Source organism: Lentzea miocenica (genome assembly GCF_033949945.1).
Taxonomy (GTDB): Bacteria; Actinomycetota; Actinomycetes; order Mycobacteriales; family Pseudonocardiaceae; genus Lentzea; species Lentzea miocenica.
Genome location: NZ_JAXAVW010000006.1, coordinates 198,750 through 212,145, shown reverse-complemented (window position 1 = coordinate 212,145; position 13,396 = coordinate 198,750). Strand labels below are relative to the sequence as shown.

General features: G+C 69.1%; 13 protein-coding genes. 7 read left to right on the top strand and 6 right to left on the bottom strand.

Features of this window, described 5'->3' with window-relative positions:
* Positions 1-136 precede the first annotated feature (136 nt).
* Genes SK803_RS09835 through SK803_RS09825 form a run of 3 tightly spaced genes read left to right on the top strand, consistent with a single transcriptional unit; the run spans position 137 to position 2,225 of the window.
* Entirely contained in the window at positions 137-484 is a 348-nt protein-coding gene (locus SK803_RS09835) for a PadR family transcriptional regulator (RefSeq protein ID WP_319965518.1), read from the top strand.
* Positions 481-1,341: a hypothetical protein gene (locus SK803_RS09830; RefSeq protein WP_319965517.1), complete on the top strand. Its 861-nt coding sequence runs from the start codon at positions 481-483 to the stop codon at positions 1,339-1,341. Before SK803_RS09835 ends, SK803_RS09830 begins: the two co-directional genes overlap by 4 nt.
* Entirely contained in the window at positions 1,338-2,225 is an 888-nt protein-coding gene (locus SK803_RS09825) for a hypothetical protein (RefSeq protein WP_319965516.1), read from the top strand. The genes SK803_RS09830 and SK803_RS09825 overlap by 4 nt, the downstream gene beginning before the upstream one ends.
* Here the strand turns inward: SK803_RS09825 and SK803_RS09820 are convergent.
* Positions 2,188-3,597 (bottom strand): MFS transporter, encoded by a 1,410-nt coding sequence (locus SK803_RS09820; RefSeq protein WP_319965515.1) that lies wholly within the window; start codon positions 3,595-3,597, stop codon positions 2,188-2,190. The two genes, SK803_RS09825 and SK803_RS09820, sit on opposite strands and share 38 nt — an antisense overlap.
* A 54-nt stretch (positions 3,598-3,651) precedes the next feature.
* Positions 3,652-4,413 (bottom strand): glycerophosphodiester phosphodiesterase, encoded by a 762-nt coding sequence (locus SK803_RS09815; RefSeq protein ID WP_319965514.1) that lies wholly within the window; start codon positions 4,411-4,413, stop codon positions 3,652-3,654.
* Between the two features lie 379 nt (positions 4,414-4,792).
* On the opposite strand from SK803_RS09815, the gene SK803_RS09810 reads away from it, so the two are divergent.
* From SK803_RS09810 to SK803_RS09800, 3 genes are all read left to right on the top strand, one after another.
* Positions 4,793-5,134: a hypothetical protein gene (locus SK803_RS09810; protein ID WP_030475304.1), complete on the top strand. Its 342-nt coding sequence runs from the start codon at positions 4,793-4,795 to the stop codon at positions 5,132-5,134.
* Positions 5,135-5,207: 73 nt separating this feature from the next.
* The gene (locus SK803_RS09805; RefSeq protein ID WP_319965513.1) at positions 5,208-7,208 is read left to right on the top strand and encodes a putative bifunctional diguanylate cyclase/phosphodiesterase; all 2,001 of its coding nucleotides are present in this window, start codon (positions 5,208-5,210) and stop codon (positions 7,206-7,208) included.
* A 15-nt stretch (positions 7,209-7,223) separates the two neighbouring features.
* A complete protein-coding gene (locus SK803_RS09800; RefSeq protein ID WP_319965512.1) occupies positions 7,224-7,868 on the top strand; it encodes a VOC family protein in 645 nt (214 codons plus the stop codon).
* 15 nt (positions 7,869-7,883) lie between these two features.
* On the opposite strand, the gene SK803_RS09795 is transcribed toward SK803_RS09800, so the two are convergent.
* Positions 7,884-8,348 (bottom strand): PPOX class F420-dependent oxidoreductase, encoded by a 465-nt coding sequence (locus SK803_RS09795; RefSeq protein WP_319965611.1) that lies wholly within the window; start codon positions 8,346-8,348, stop codon positions 7,884-7,886.
* 10 nt (positions 8,349-8,358) lie between these two features.
* On the opposite strand from SK803_RS09795, the gene SK803_RS09790 reads away from it, so the two are divergent.
* Positions 8,359-9,201 (top strand): alpha/beta fold hydrolase, encoded by an 843-nt coding sequence (locus SK803_RS09790; protein ID WP_319965511.1) that lies wholly within the window; start codon positions 8,359-8,361, stop codon positions 9,199-9,201.
* Here SK803_RS09790 and SK803_RS09785 read toward each other — a convergent pair.
* The 3 genes from SK803_RS09785 to SK803_RS09775 all read right to left on the bottom strand — a co-directional run bounded on the left by SK803_RS09785 (position 9,198) and on the right by SK803_RS09775 (position 13,394).
* Positions 9,198-10,451: a GGDEF domain-containing protein gene (locus SK803_RS09785; protein ID WP_319965510.1), complete on the bottom strand. Its 1,254-nt coding sequence runs from the start codon at positions 10,449-10,451 to the stop codon at positions 9,198-9,200. The genes SK803_RS09790 and SK803_RS09785 overlap by 4 nt on opposite strands.
* Before the next feature lie 165 nt (positions 10,452-10,616).
* Positions 10,617-11,912, bottom strand: coding sequence for an MFS transporter (locus tag SK803_RS09780; RefSeq protein WP_319965509.1), 1,296 nt, complete (start codon positions 11,910-11,912; stop codon positions 10,617-10,619).
* A 3-nt stretch (positions 11,913-11,915) separates the two neighbouring features.
* Positions 11,916-13,394: a carboxylesterase/lipase family protein gene (locus SK803_RS09775; RefSeq protein WP_319965508.1), complete on the bottom strand. Its 1,479-nt coding sequence runs from the start codon at positions 13,392-13,394 to the stop codon at positions 11,916-11,918.
* Between the last annotated feature and the right edge of the window lie 2 nt (positions 13,395-13,396).

Here is a 13,396-nt window from a genome sequence, read left to right as displayed (position 1 = left end):
CCCCGCGCAGTGCCGACCCCCAACAACACCAAGACAGGGGCGCGTAGCCCGGTCAGCGCCCCGTGGGACGACTGTGTCGTGCTCGCCGAAATATGCGGCTTCCCGATATAGCTCGCGCTGCGATATATTCAGCGACATGAGTGGTCGGGTCATGTCGGAGCAGACGTTCCTCGTGCTCACCGCGCTCGCCGAGGAGCCGTTGCACGGCTACGCGATCGTGCAGGCGGTGGAGCAGCTGTCCGAGGGGCGGATGGTGCTGAGGGTGGGCACGCTGTACGGGGTCCTGGACCGCTTGGTGGCGGACGGGCTCGCCGAGCGCGACCGCGAAGAGGTGCATCAGGGGCGGCTGCGGCGCTACTACAAGCTCACCGACTCCGGTGTGCGGGCGTTGCAGGCGGAGGTCGCGAGGCTCAGCGCGAACGTGCGGGCGGCCTCGGCGGTGTTGAGGGGGAGGGGCGTCCAGACATGGGCGAGCAGGGGATGAGCAACCTGGAGCGGCGGTATCGCGTGCTGCTGAAGGTGCTGCCGCGGTGGTACCGGGAGGACCGCGAGGAGGAGATGGCCGGGATCTTCCTGGCCGGCCGCGCGGACGACCTGGAGCTGGAGCACGGCTGGCCGGGGTGGGGCGAGACGCGGGCGGTTCTCGGGCTGGCGGTGCGGACGCACCTGGCGGCGGGGGCGGGGCTCACCGGTGTTCCCTCCAGAGTGATGTGGCGCGGCGAGATCGTGCGGGCGCTGGGCATGATCGGGTTGCTCGTCGGCGTGTTCCAGGCGGGTGCGTCGGTGCGGAGCGCGTTCTACGCGACCGGGAACCCGGAGCTGTCCCGGCCGGCCCCGGAGATGCTCGTGATCAACGTGCTGCCGATCGCGGCGTTCGTGGCGTTGCTGGCGGGGAAGCGGACGCTGGCGAAGTCCATGGCGTTCCTGGCGGCCGTGCCCGGCTTGCTGCTGTTCGGGCCGCAACCGGGGTCGTGGCTGCTCTGGCAGCTGCCGATGCTGGTGACGTTCGCGTGTCTGTGCCTGGGTTTCCACCGGGAGGCTCCGACGCCGCCTGCCGGGCGGCTCGCGTGGTGGGGTGGGGGAGCGCTGCTGCTGGGCCTGGTCGCTGGGCCGTGGCTGGGGACGGTCGCGCTCGTCGGTGTCCTGGTGGCCGTGCGGGTGGTGGCGCTGGTGCGCGGTGACTTCGTGCTGGGGCGGGCGTTGTCGGTGTTCGCGGTGCTGGAGCTGGGGCCGATCGTGGTGCTGCTCGTCGGGGGAGAGGTCTTCGCCGCCGCGCTCGTGCTGGTGGTGTTGCTCGTGGTCAGTGCGGTGGCGCCGGTGAGGAAGCCGAGCTTTTCGTGACCAACCTCGAGCGGCGGTATCGCGCGCTGCTGAAGGTGCTGCCGGGGTGGTACCGGGAGGACCGCGAGGAGGAGATGGTCGGGCTGTTCCTGGTGGAGCGGACCGACGAGCTGGACCTGGAGCACAGCTGGCCCGGCTGGGGTGAGACGGGGGCGATGCTGGCGCTGGCGATCCGCACGCGGTTCGCGGCGTCGGGCGCGCCGGAGCGTGCGGTGCGGCTGGGGGAGGTCGCGCGGTGGCTGGCCGTGCTGGGGTTGTTGCTGGGCCTCAAGAACGTGGTGCACGTGATCTACAGCGAGATCGTCGTGCGGGCGAGTGGCGAGGTCGTGGCGCCGCAGTGGAACGCGGTGCTGGCGAACTTCAGCCCGGTGGTGGTGATCGCGTTGTTGCTGCGCGGGCACCGGACGTGGGCGAAGGTGGTGGCCGGTGCGGCGTTCGTGCCGTGGCTGGTGAACGCGGTGACGGATGTGGGGCCGGCCGGTGCGCTGAGCGTGCTGTGGCAGTTGCCGGTGCTGGTGGCGTTCGTGGCGCTGTGCCTGGGTTTTCACCGGGAGGCGCCGACGCCGCGGGTCGGGCCGATGCTGTGGTGGTGCGGGGGAGCGGTGCTCGTGGGCGCCGCGGAACTGCTGGCCTGGCAGGTGTACCCGGTGGTGCTGCCGGTGGTGCTGCTCGCGGTGCGGGTGCTCGCGTACGTGCGTGGGGAAGTGGCGCTGGGGCGGGCGTTGTCGCTGCTCGCGCTGTGGCTGCTGCCCGACGTTGTGGTCACGTACCTGAGGCTTCCACCGGAGCTGCGGGGGTACGTGCTGGTGGCGGCGGCGCTGGTGGGGGTCAGCGCCGCCGCACCGGTCAGACGAGCGTCGGTTCTGCGTTCCCGACTGCCTTGATGGCCCTGCGGACGGGCACGAAGATCAGCAGGACGAAGCCGGCGACGAAGAAGATGATCAGGGCGAGGATGGCGGGGCGCAGGCTGCCGGTGGCCTGGCCGACACCGGCGAACACCAGCGGGCCGAGCCAGCTGGTGGAGCGCTCGCCGACCTCGTAGAGCGAGAAGTACTGCGCCTCGCGGCCGGGCGGCACCATCTGGCTGAAGAGGCTGCGGGACAACGCGTTGGTGCCGCCGAGCACGATGCCGATGCCCGCGGCGACGAAGTAGAACTGCAGCTCGTCGCCCGCCTTGACGAAGAACGCGGCGGTGATCACGACGATCCACACCACGAGCGACCCGAGGATCGTCTTCTTGGCGCCGACGCGCTTGGCGACGAAACCGTGCAGGACGCCGCCGATGAAGGCGACGAACTGGACGATCAGGATCACGGTGATCAGCGTCTGCTGGTCGAACTTGAGCTCGACGCTGCCGTACTGGGCGGAGACGTTCGCGACCGTGGCGATGCCGTCGGTGTAGATCAGGTAGGTGCCGAGGAACGCGAGCGTGAGCGGGAAGGCTTTGGCCTGCCTGAGGGTCGTGCCGAGCTCCTTGAAGCCGGCGGAGACGACCGAGGCGCCGTGTTCGCGGCCGTGCGGGTTCTGGTGCTCGGTGAGGGCGCGCAGCGGGATGATCGTGAAAGCCGCCCACCAGATGCCGGAGATGACGAACGCGATGCGCGCGGCGTCGCCGGAGGTGATGCCGAGGAAGTCGGCGGACAGCGTGATGCCGAGCTGGATGGCGAGGGCGACGCCGCCGCCGAGGTAACCGAAGGCCCAGCCGCGGCTCGACACGGCGTCGCGTTCGTCGGGTGCCGCGATCTCGGGCAGGAAGGCGTAGTAGACGACGACGCTGGAGCCGTAGCAGATGTTGGCGATGATGAAGAGGACGACGCCGAGCTTCCAGTTGGTGCCTTCGACGGTGGCGAGCGCGATGGTGGCCGCGGAGCCGGTGAAGGCGAAGAAGCCGAGCATCTTCTTCTTGTTCTGGGTGCGGTCGGCGATGGCGCCCATGACGGGCAGCACGAGGACCTGGACCACGGTCGCGATGGAGAGCAGGTAGCCCCACAGCGAGCCGGAGGGGAACTGCAGGCCGAGGATCGTGACGTCGCAGTGGTCGAACGCGTTGTCGCCCGCGCACGGGTTGGCGCCGTTGAGCGCGGTGTCGGCCTTGGCCGCGTTGGTCGCGATGCTCGTGAGGTACAGCGAGAGGAAGACGGTGATCACGGACGTGGGGAACACGGAGTTCGCCACGTCGTACCAGACCCAGCCGCGCTGTTCCCTGCGTCGGCTGGTGATGTTGGCGTCGGCGGCGTCGTCGCCCTTGACCTTCATGTCGGCGGACTGTACTTGTCCGCCGACTCATCCCATGACCGACTGTCCAAGCTGTTACCAGCTGTTGCGCGACCGGAGAACTTCGCGCAGGACATCAGGCCTGTCGGTCACGAGGCCGTCGACGCCAAGATCGAGCAGCGTCCGCATGTCGGCCTCGTCGTCGATCGTCCACACGTGTACTTCGAGGGCCCGGCGGTGGGCCGCCTGAACGAACTTCCGGTCGACGATCTTGAGCCGGCCCTGGCTCACCGGCACCTGGGCGACCTGTCCGCGCACGGCCAGTCCGGCGAGGGGGATCCGGCCCGCCGCCCACAGCGCGCCGGCTGATCGCGGTCCCATGGACGTCAGCAGTTCCGGGCCGCCCTGGCGGCGCAGCCGCGCGAGCCGGTTGTCCGAGAAGCTGGCGAGGCAGACCCGTTGCAGTGCCTTGGCCTTGCGCAGCAGGGCGATGATCGGTTCGACCGCGCTGTCGGCTTTGACGTCGATGTTGAAGAACGTCTCCGGCAGTTCTTCGAGGACGTCCGCGAGGCGTGCGATGGGTTCCCTGCCACCGACTCGGGCCAGCCGGACCTCGGTCCACGGCAGTTCGGCGACGGGCCCCTGTCCGTCGGTGGTGCGGTCGAGCGTGTGGTCGTGGTGCACGACGACCTCGCCGTCGGCGGTGGCGTGCACGTCGGTCTCGATGTAGCGGTAGCCCTCCTGCACGGCGCGGCGGAACGAACTCAGCGAGTTCTCCATGCCCGTCAGATCGTCGACGTGCCAGCCGCGGTGGGCGAACGCTCGGGGGCGCGGACCTGTGAGGTACGGGTGGGTCACGTCCTGAGTGTGCCTGCCGGCGGTGGCTCCGGGGTGGACGGTGGGTGGCGGGACACTTTCTTCTTCACCTCTATTACTTCAGTGTGATCTGAAACCAAACCTCCCAGTCGTCTTGTTCACAGAAAACTCCCGAATCAACAACGCCACGGAACCCGAGGGCGACTTCGGCCCTCGAAGTGGTCGGGAAATCCGGGCAGGGGAGAAGTAGTTGAAAAGCGATCAATCGAGGCAGACGCACCGTCATTCGACTCAAGGCGATCAAACCCCGCCCGAAACCAACACCAATCGCCGAAGCGGTACTGTCCGGTTCCCTACGAAGGTCGGGCTTTCTGGCGCGTCGCTGGAGACCACCCGCCGGAATTCGCTACCGTCGCGCGCCATGGAGCGCTCCATGGAGGCGGATGAGCCCAGGCACTGTGCGTGGTGCGGGCGGAGGTTGCCGGGGAGTGGGCGGATCGGCCGGCCGAGGCGGTACTGCGCGCAGCCGTGTCGTCAGCGCGCCTACGAGCGCAGGGCGGCGTTGCAGCGGGGTGGTCTGCCGGAGGACGCGGTCGTTCTCTCGACGGCCGAGCTGGCTGATCTGCAGGACAGGTTGTTCCAGCTGCGGTGTGCGGCTGAGGACGTGGTGACGGCCGCGCAGGACGGGGCCGAGAACGAGGAGCTGCGGAAGCTGGCCGCGGAGCTGGTGGAGTCGGCGAAAGGTTTGGAACGGCTTCGTTGAGCCGTTCGCGAAGTAGCGAACTGACCGGCGTAGCGGGTTGCTTACGTCCGGTGATCGGACGATCATGACGCGCGTGACCTCCTACTGCCGCACGGTGCTGGACCGAGCGGGTGTCGGCTATGCCGTGACGGACTCGCGCGGGAACCTGTTGTGGTGCAACCGCGCGCTGGGTGTTGTGCTGGGTGTTCCGGTCGAGCAGGCGTACGGGCGGTCGTTGCCGGCGCTTCTTCCCGGTGTGCCCGAGGTGCCCGCTCCGGCGCGGGAGGTGCTGGTGCCGGGTCCGAAGTGGCTCGAGGTGCGGTGTTCGAGTCTGGGTGACGACCTGATGTACGAGGTCGTGGACGTGTCGGCGTGGCGTGATCGCGAGCTGACGGTGACGCAGGAGGCGGACGCTTTGCGGCGGGCTCAGGCGCTGGGGCGCATGGGCACGTGGGAGTGGTCGATCACCGAGGACCGGGTGACCTGGTCGGACACGTTGCTGGAGATGTTCGGGTTCGCGGCGGGGACGGCGTTCGACTTCGAGATGTACTCGCAGCTGGTGCACCCGGACGACCTGCCGATGATCGAGGAGACGCTGGACGCGGCGCTCAAGACCGGTTCGGTGTTCACGTACACGCATCGGATGTTGCGGCCGGACGGCAAGGAGCGGGTGTTCGAGTGTTTCGGTGAGGTCGTGGTCGGTGACGACGGTGTGCCGCTGCGGGCTCTCGGTACGGCGCACGACGTCACGCAGTCGTCGAGGGTTCACGACGAGCTGGTGAGGATGGCGGAGCAGGACCCGTTGACGGGGCTGCCGAACCGCCGGGCGCTCACGCGTGCGCTGGAGCAGGAGCTGGCGAACAACGGTTCTGGTGCGTTGCTGGTGCTGGACCTGGACAACTTCAAGGACGTCAACGATCTGCGCGGGCACGCGGTGGGTGACCGGGTGATGCGGATGCTGGCGAGTGCTTTGCAGTCGCGGCTGGCGGATCGGTTGATCGCTCGTCTGGGTGGTGACGAGTTCGCGGTGGTGTTGCCGGGTGCGTCCTTGAAGGACGCTTCGGAGGTCGCGGACAACCTGAAGGAGGCTGTGGCGAGTTTCCCTCTGGCGGGTATCGGCACGCCGGCGCGGATCACGGTGAGCACGGGTCTGGCGGAGTTCGGGCCTGGGGATTCGTGGGAGCTGGTGCTGGCGAACGCGGATCTGGCGTTGTACGCGTCGAAGGCGGCGGGCCGGGATCGGGTGACGGTGTACGAGCCGAACCACTACGCGGACACGGTGAAGCGGGTCAGTGTGCTGGATCGGTTGCGGGCGGCGTTGGCGGGCGATGGTCTGGCGTTGTACGGCATGCCGATGGTCGATCTGATGACGGGTCACACGCTCGGGCACGAGTTGTTGTTGCGGCTTGAGGATCAGCAGGAGCCTTATCTCGGTCCGGCGGACTTCCTGCCGGTGGCGGAGCGGTCGAACCTGATCCTGGAGGTCGACCGGTGGGTGCTGACCACGGCGATCGACGCTCTGGTGGCGGAGCCGGACTCGCGGCTGAAGTTCAACGTCAACGTTTCGGGCCGCACGCTGGAGGATCCGGACTTCGGCGACTTCGTGCTGGACAAGCTCGGTTCGGCGGGGGTGGCGCCGGGCAGGCTCGGGTTGGAGATCACCGAGACGGCGGCGGTGACCAATTTGGACGCCGCGGTGACGCTGGCGACGCAGCTGCGCAGTTTCGGGTGCCGGATCACGCTGGACGACTTCGGGTCGGGTTTCGGGTCGTTCGTGCACCTGAAGCATCTGCCGATCACGGGTATCAAGATCGATGGCGAGTTCGTGAAGGGCATCGAGACCAACGACGCGGACGCGGTGCTGGTGTCGGGGATCGTGCAGATCGCGAACGGGCTGGGGTTGTCCGCGGTGGCGGAGTGGGTGGAGCGGCCTTCTCAGGTGGAGGCTCTGCGGCGGCTGGGTGTGCGGGTGGGGCAGGGTTTCCACCTGGGCAGGCCGGTGCCGTTGCGTGACGTGGTGAACGCGGAGCGCATGCCTCCGAATGGCGCATTGTCGTCTCGGGTGGTCGGAGCAGAGGATGGTGCGCGCTCCTGATTCCCGCCCGATGGGATGCCCGTGTCGTCTTGTGGTCTGCGTCGTCTTGAGTTGAGCGTTGCCGAGCCTGAGTTGTCGGTGGACTTCTTCGCCGGTGTTCTCGGTTGGACGGTGATAGCGGAGACCGGCGGTACTTTTACGGGCTGGGTGGGTGACAGACTCGCGGCTCAGGTTGTTGCGGGAGAACAGGGTTGGCGGGTGTTCTTCGGTGGTGACGAGCCGCGCGAGCTGAAGGTCAATTCCTCTGTGGACGGTGGCAGGGTGCTGCACGGTCCGTGGGCTCCGGCGCCGCGCGGGGGTGAGCCGTGCTGGGTCGAGTTGATGACCGGTGAGCCGGACGACGAGTACTGGTCGCGGGAGCTGGGCTGGGAGGTCGAGCCCGGCGCGGATGACTTCGTGCTCTACACGTCTTCCCGGCACGGTGACCCGCGTGCGGTCGCGGGCCGGTTGAGGACCGAGCGCGCGCAGGGCTGGCAGACCTATTTCGCGGTGGACGATCTCGCGGCGGCCTGTGCGGCGGTGTCCGAGTTGGACGGTCGTGTGCTGCTGGAACCCACGACCGTGCCAACCGGGTTCATCGCGTCGATCGAGGGTCCGCACGGTGGTGCCTGCGTGCTGCTGGAGCAGCCGAAGGGCTGGGGCGGGACCTGGGCCAGCTAGCGGATGCGGGGTTGCTCAGGCTTCCAGCTCGGGCGGGAAGCCGCCGGTGGCGATGGGGCCCCAGCTGTCGATGGTGATCCGGATGAGGGATTTGCCCTGGCGGAGCATGGCGGCGCGGTACTCGTCCCAGTCGGGGTGTTCGCCCGCGATGCAGCGGTAGTACTCGACGAAGTCCTCGAGGGCGTCCGGCAGGTCGAGGACTTCGGCGGTGCCGTCGATCTGCACGTAGGGGCCGTCGAAGTCGTCGGAGAGCACGCACATCGTGACGGACGGGGTGCGGCGGGCGTTGCGGACCTTGGCGCGCTGCGGGTAGGTCGCGATGACGATGCGGCCGTCGGTGTCGACGCCGCAGGAGACGGGGGAGACCTGGACTCCGTCGACGGTGGAGCGGCGGGTGATGAGGACGCCGTGGTGGCGCGTCCGGAGGAACTCGAGCAGCTGCGGCCGGTCGACGAGGTCGGCCGTGGCGATCTTCGGCATGATGTGCAGCATGGCACGCTTCACCTCTTTCGACGGCACCGAACTCGCCTATCGGGAAGCGGGTGAGGGCACCCCGCTCGTCGTGCTGGCCGGTGGTCCCGGCCGGGCTTCTGAGTACCTGGAGACGCTGGGCGGTCTGGACGCCTTCCGCCGGTTGATCGTGCTGGACAACCGTGGCACGGGTGAGTCCGGCGAGCCGGTGGATCCCTTCACCTATCGGCGGGACATGCTGGTGCGGGACGTGGAGATGCTGCGCCGCCACCTGGCTTTGGAGCTCGTCGACGTGCTGGGTCACTCGGCGGGTGCGGGGATCGCGATGGGGTACGCGGCGGATTTCCCGGATCGCGTCGGCAAGCTGGTGCTGCTCACCCCGGCGCTGCGGTCGGTCGGGTTGTCGCCGGAGCAGAGTGACTGGGACACGTTTTTGGCCGCGCGGGTGAACGAGCCGTGGTTCGAGAGCGCGACGACGGCGCTGGAGCGCAACGCCGCCGGTGACGACTCGGTGGAGAACCGGGTGGCGGCGTCTCCGTTGCTCTATGCGCGGTGGGACGAGCGTTCCCAGGCGCACGCGAACGCCGAGCTGGGTCAGTGGAAGTACTCCGTGGCGCTGGGCTACAACGCCGAGGGCGCGTTCGTGCCGGGTGTGCTGCGGCGTGCGATCGCGGATTTCGACCATCCGGTGCTGGTGTACGCGTGCTCGGTGGACCCGATCTCGCCGGTGCGGCGTTGTGCGGAGCTGGCGGAGCTGTTCCCGGACGCGACGTTGTACGTGCATGAGGGTGTGGGGCACTACCCGTGGGTGGAGGAACCTGAGCAGGTCGCCGGGCAGATCGCGGCGTTCCTGGACGACTAGAAGACGCGGGCGGTGGCGACGCGGTCGCGGCCGTTGTTCTTGGCCTGGTAGAGCGCGTCGTCCGCGGCCAGCAGCAGCGGGCTGAGCTCGGTGGCGGTGTCCGGGAAGACTGCCGCGCCGACCGAGGCGGTGAGGCCGAGGACGACCTGTTGTTCGCCGAGGCGGTCGGTGACGACGATGTGCAGGCTCGCGATCTCGAAGCGGATGCGTTCGGCGGTGGCGCGGACCTCGTCGGTGCTCACACCGGGCAGCAGGACGGCGAACTCCTCGCCGCCGAAGCGGCCGACGAGGTCGTAGGAGCGCACGGAGTGTCTGAGCGCGTCGGCGACGGCGCGCAGGACGCGGTCGCCGGCGAGGTGGCCGTAGGTGTCGTTGATGAGCTTGAAGTGGTCGAGGTCGAGGATCAGCACGCCGACGGTGGAGACGAGCCGGCGGGCGCGGGCGAGTTCGCGTTCGGCCACGTCGTGCCAGAACGTCGCGTCGACCAGGCCGGTCTTGGAGTCGGTGCGGGCGGCGACGCGGAACTGCGGCAGCAGCAAGCCCATGTGCAGGGCGAGCACGGTCAGCAGCAGCATCGGCGTGAGCCAGGGCCGCAGGGTCATGATGATCGCGACGCCGGAGCCCAGGCCGACCGAGGCCAGCACGATCAGCACGTCGGAGGCGTTTCCCAGCGCCGTGCGGACGGGGTTCTGGCGGTTCGTCACGAAGATCGCGGTCACCACGAACGCATAGTTGATGAACCAATAGAGGAATCCGGCCGTAACCAATGCCAACAGGCCGAGCGGGCCGTCAACGTCAACGGCGCGGACTGGGAACAGCCCCAGAACGAGTTGCGCCGTCGCACTGCCGAGGACGACAGTGGCCGCGGAGAACACCTTGCGGAACAGGACCGCCCGCCGCTTGTAGACCCGGTACCACGAGTGCGTGTAGCTGATGACGATCAGCGCCACGAGCAGTGGCATCGGTAGCAGGAGCACGCCCGCGAACAGCCACACCGACTGCATGTGGGCGTGCGGCGAGCCCTCGGCGCCGATTTCGCGGATCCGTTCGATGCCCCGTGCCGCTTCCAGGTGCACCACCGCACCGCCGGCGAGCAGCAAGAAGATGGGCCAGTTCAAGGCCTCGGCAGGGGTACGCCATGCGGTGGCGAGCGTGACGAGGGTCGCTGACACAACCACCGTCACGACATAGGCCAGCACCACAGGAGGAAGCGACCATAACTTCCACCGGCGCGGGTCGAGCCAAGGCACGCTGCCACCCCCACACCACCGTCCAGGAACCAACCACTGTAGCTACCGGGTAACGCAAAGTCGTGGCTCCATGTGGGGGACCTCACCGTGAGTAGTCCTCACAGAATGCAGCCCCGCAAGTCGTCGCAGTTCACGCGCAACGAACACCCATAGGAGCAGTCATGATCAACCGTACCTCCGCCGCCGGCCGTCCTGTTCGTCCGACCGACTGGAACCGTCCGACTGACTGGCTGCGCCTGACCGACCTGAGCCGTCCGACCGACTGGCACCGTCCGACCGACTGGCGTCGGTGACCCACCAGCTGATCGCCGCACCGCCTGCCGCGAGCACGCCCAGTGCTCCGGCGGCGGCGACGACCTGGTGCACCGCGAGGGTTTCCGCAGCTAGACCGGCCAGGGCGACGCCGATGCCCTGGGAGACCCGCAGCGCGGTGACGGCCAGGCCGAACGCCTGCCCCCGCGACGAGTCCGGTACCGCGCGCACGAACGTCGTGTTCGCGACCAGGTGATAGGCGCTGGCCGCACCGGACAACGCGAACAGTCCCAAGCTCACCGCCAGGCCCGGCCGCAGCGCGGCCGGGACCAGAACCGCGCACGCGGCGATGGCCAGCCACGGCATCAGCCGCAGTTGCAGGCGCGCGCCCAGGTGCGCCACGACCAGCATGCCGACGGCCGCGCCCGCGGCGTAGGCGCCGAAGATCAGCCCGACCCCGGCCGGTCCCGCTCCCAGCTGTGCCGCGTACGGCACGGCCAGGGCCTCACCGACGATGTAGAACCCGGAGACGCAGGCGAGCGCGACCAGCGCCCGCAGCCGCCGTTGCCCCCACACCAGTCGTGCCCCTCCGGCCAGGTCCGCCGACCACGCCCGCACGTGCGGGCGCCGCGGGGCGGCCCGGTCCAGCAGGAACACCCCCACCAGGAACGCCGAGACACCGAACGTGACCCCGTCCGCGACCAGCACCGGTCCCGGTCCGAGCCAGGCGACCAGCGCGCCGCCGGTGAGGAACCCGGCGACCTGGGCGGCCTGCGTGACCGTGCTGAGCACCGCCTGACCCAGCGGATACCGCTCGTCGGGCAGGATCTGCGGCAACAACGCGGCGCGCGCCGCCCCGTGCGGTGCGCCCGCGAACTGCACCAGAACCAGCAGTGCCGCGAGCACCCACAAGGGCATCCGCGGCACCGCCATGAACAGCAGAAGGGCCGCTCGGATCAGATCGGCGGCCACCATCACTTCTTTTCGCGCGAACCGATCGGCGAGCCCCGACAGCAGGGGCCCGCCGATCAGGTCGGGCAGGAACGTCAACGCGTAGGTCAGCGCGGTCAGGCCGGCGCTGGCGGTGCGGTCGTAGACGTGCACCGTCAACGCGACGCGCGCGAACTGGTCCCCGGCCACCGATACGACGTGCGCCACGAAAACGGCGCGGAACTCACCGTCGCGGGCGAGCGCACGGTAGCCGGGCATGCACTACAGGATGGACGACCAGAACCCGCACTGGTGATCACGGGCGAAGTCGGTGCCGCCGATTGCTCCGGGTGCCAGTGACTGCACGGCCGAACGCCACCCCGGATCACCGGTGCGCGCGAACCGGCCCCACGCGGCGATCATGTAGTCCGACACCTTCCGCTGCTCAGGTGAGAGCTCGACCCCGAAGTCGAACAGCATCAGCAGCTCGGACGCGTGATAGGCCTTGTAGTCCGGGAACGGCGGCAACGGGAAGATCAGCGGCACGTCCTGATCCGCGAACTCGTAGCCCGACACCCGCGCGTGCCGTCCCAGTTCCTTGCGCGCGACCTGCGAGGGGCACGCCCACGACTTGTCCGTCAGCGACGCCGCGAGCTCGTCACGAGCGTCGTTGTTGCCGTTGACCGGGTACCGGGCCAGCACGGCATCGGCGTGGTTCTCCCCGAACACCCCGGCCAGCAGCGCCCGGTAGCCGGCCTCCGGCAGCGGCTGCGGGAACAACAACGACGCGAACAACGTCATCTCGTCGTGCGTCGACCCCACCAGCGTCGGCACGTGGTGCATCCGGCCCGTCTTCTGTGCCACGACCGGATCGATCGGCAGCACCGCGGTGTCGTAGGCGGGCCAGTTGAACAGGTCGTGCACCGTCAGCAGCTTGTCCACCGGCTGCGCCCGCAGGCACGCCAGATCGGCACAGCCCAGGGTGCCGACGCCCTGCTTCTCGACGTCCGCCCGAGCCCGCCAGACACCGCCGAACTCGCCCGGCGCGCTACCGGGAAACGTGAGCCCGCACGGACCGGACTGGATGATCGCCTTCGCGAACAACCCGCCCGCCCGCGGTGAGGCCAGCTGAGCACACACGCTCAACCCACCCGCCGACTCACCGAACACCGTCACGTTGCGACTGTCCCCGCCGAACGCACGGGCGTTGCGCTGCACCCACTTGAGCGCCGCCTGCTGATCGGCCAGGCCGAACGCGCCCGAGCCGGGGAGCCCCGGATGACCGAAGTACCCGAACACCCCCAGCCGGTAGTTCACCGTCACCACGACGACGTCGTTCTTGGTGGCGAGCCACCGCGCGTCGTACATCGAGGCGCCACCCGCGGTGAACCCGCCACCGTGGATCCACACCATCACCGGCCGCGGCTTGCGTGCCTGCCCGGCCGGCGTGGTGACGTTCAGGTACAGGCAGTCCTCGGTCTGCGAGCTCGGCTGCCCGAGCTGCGAGTTCTGCGCACACAGCGGCGCGGGCTTGGTCGCGTCCCGCACGCCCTGCCACGGCGTGACCGGCTGCGGATCACGCCACCGGTTCTCCCCGACAGGCGCAGCGGCGAACGGGATGTTCCCGAACGTCCGATACGTGCCGGTCACCGTGCCGGAGACCGCGCCCTTGTCGGTCCGCACCACCGCACCGTTGTCGCTCGCGGAAGCCGGACCAGCCACCGCACACGCCATCGCCGCGGCGACGACCGCGGTCAGCATCC